Origin of the sequence: Polaromonas sp., assembly GCF_018780625.1 — a bacterium.
Lineage (GTDB): Bacteria > Pseudomonadota > Gammaproteobacteria > Burkholderiales > Burkholderiaceae_C > Polaromonas.
This window is the reverse complement of the sequence record NZ_JADMJK010000111.1, coordinates 1-2,311: the sequence shown is the minus strand read 5'-3', so window position 1 is coordinate 2,311 and position 2,311 is coordinate 1. Positions and strand designations below refer to the sequence as shown.

Below are 2,311 nucleotides of genomic sequence, written 5' to 3'. Positions count from 1 at the left end.
GCCCCCCCACCCAGCCGGCTGAGCCCCAACGGTGCACAGACTGCGCAGGCCGGCACGGCGGTGTTTTATGCGCATAATTTTTATGCGGGCAGCGACGGGCAGGTCACGTTCACGCTGACCAACGTCGCCGCGCCCACGGGTTGGCCCTGGAACCAGGTGCTTTACCGCGACAGCAACTGCAATGGCACGCTGGATGCTGCTGAGCCGGATATCGCTGCGCCCATCACGCTTGCTGCCGCACAGACGCTGTGCCTCATCGTCAAGCAGTTCGTTCCGGCAGGCATTGCCCCGGGGGCTCAGAACACGACCACGCTCAGCGCCAGTTACGCCTCTGCCAGCGCCACGGTGCTGCTCAGCGTGGCGGATGTGACGACCGTGGCCGACGCCAGCGCGCTGGCGCTGAGCAAGCGCGTGAGCAACATCACGCAAGGCGGTGACAGCGGCATCACCGCCAATGCCAATCCGGGTGAAACCCTTCAGTACACGCTGACCGCGGTGAACAACGGCAGCGTGGCGCTGTCCACCTTGTTCATCAACGACGCCACGCCCGCCTTCACTACCTACCTTTCTGCCGCTTGCCCCGTGACCTTGCCTGCCGTGATCACGGCCTGCACCGTGAGCGTGCAGCCCGCCGTGGGTGCGCCCGGCAGCGTGCAGTGGACCTTTACCGGCGTGCTGGCCCCCAGCGGCCAGCTGACCGTGTCCTACCAGGTCAAGGTAAATCAGTAATCAGTAAGGACCGTTCGCGTCGGGTGTGCCTGCGTGCTCAAAGCATTTCATCCGGCGCAAATGGCCCGATCAGCTTGAGCATCAAGCGCAAGCCAATGCTGGCGTCCGGTTCGGTGGCTGAATCGGGCAGGCCGGAGCCCTGTGGTGCGCGCCAGACCAGCGCGCCGTCTACCCGCTCCACGCGGTAGGCGCCGCCAGCCAGGGCGGGCTCGATCATCCGGGTGGCCTCGGCCGACAGGGCGCGGTTGCGGATGACGATGGCGACTTCGCTGTTTTGCAACTGGGAGCGCAAATCCAGGTTCATCGAGCCCACCACCAGCATGCGGCTGTCTATGACCACCACCTTGGCGTGCAGGCTGGCGCGCGAGGCACCCAGGGAGTTGCCCGCAGAACCGGCCATCGAGCCGAAGTGGGTGAGCGTGCCCTGCTGTTCGGCGCGCATCTCGTACAGTTCAATCCCCCTGGTCAGCAGCGCTTCGCGGTAGCGCGCATACCCCGCGTGGGCAGCGGGCGCATCGTTGGAGGCCAGCGAGTTGGTCAGCACGCGCACCCGCACGCCGCGCTGGCGCAGGGCGGCAAACTGCTGCATCATTTTTTCGCCCGGCACGAAGTAGGGCGACACGATCAGCACATCACTTTTGGCCTGCGACATCAGCTGCAGCAGGCCGTCAACGGTGGTGTCCTGGGACTCGCCCACGGCGTCGGCGTCAGCGGCTATTTTGGACGGTTTGTCCACCAGCATCACCGAGGGCGCCCAGGTCCAGCGCAACAGGCTCAGGTCGGTCGCGTCGGGCAGGGCCGGAATGACCGTTGTCGTGCCGCTCGGTGACGTGGTGGTGCGCTCGTTCAGCGTTTTGTTGGGGACGCGGGCTGGCGCTGGCGTGGCCGGTGCGCCAGCGTTTTGCGCGGCGCTGGGCGCGGGCTTGAGCGCTTCAATTTCCTTGACGGTCATCAGCGACTGCACGGGGTAGGCCAGGGGGTTGTTCCAGTACTGGTCAAAGCTGCGCGACAGGTCGCGCGCAATGCGACCAGACCCCAGCAGGTCGATGTCGATAAAGTTGGTGCCTTCGCTCTGGCCAAAATAGGTTTCGCCCAGGTTGCGTCCGCCCACAATCGCCACCGCGTTGTCGGCCACAAAAATCTTGTTGTGCATGCGCCGCTGCATGCGGTCCACGTCCTTGAGGTTGCTCAGGATCCGGAAAAACAGCGATCCGCGCCCTCCCGGCAGCGGGTTGAACAGGCGCATTTCAATGTTGTACTCAAACGCCAGCTTCAGGATCTGCGCGTTCTTGCCCGAGGTGTTGAAGTCGTCCAGCAAGATGCGCACGCGCACGCCCCGCCCGGCGGCCTCGCGCAGCGCATCGGCCATGCGCTCGGTGGTGTCGTCGGCCAGGATGGCGTAGTACTGGATATCCAGCGTTTTTTGCGCCGCCTTGATGAGCGTCATGCGGCTGGTAAAGGCCAGTTCTGCGTTGCCCACCAGCGCAAAGCCGGAGTCGTTGCGGGTGCCGGCAAGGGCGGCCCGCGCCGCCACGGCCTGGCCGATACGGGTCGTTTCGGGGTTGGCCAGCGCGCTGGAGAC

General features: G+C 65.4%; 1 protein-coding gene and 1 pseudogene. One reads left to right on the top strand and one right to left on the bottom strand.

Annotated elements, in window-relative coordinates:
• Positions 1–729: pseudogene (locus IV091_RS09760) on the top strand (hypothetical protein); the annotation flags it as partial.
• A 37-nt stretch (positions 730–766) separates the two neighbouring features.
• Here the strand turns inward: IV091_RS09760 and IV091_RS09755 are convergent.
• Positions 767–2,311 (bottom strand): phospholipase D family protein (locus tag IV091_RS09755; RefSeq protein WP_293468134.1); only part of this gene is annotated, 1,545 nt, incomplete at its 5' end.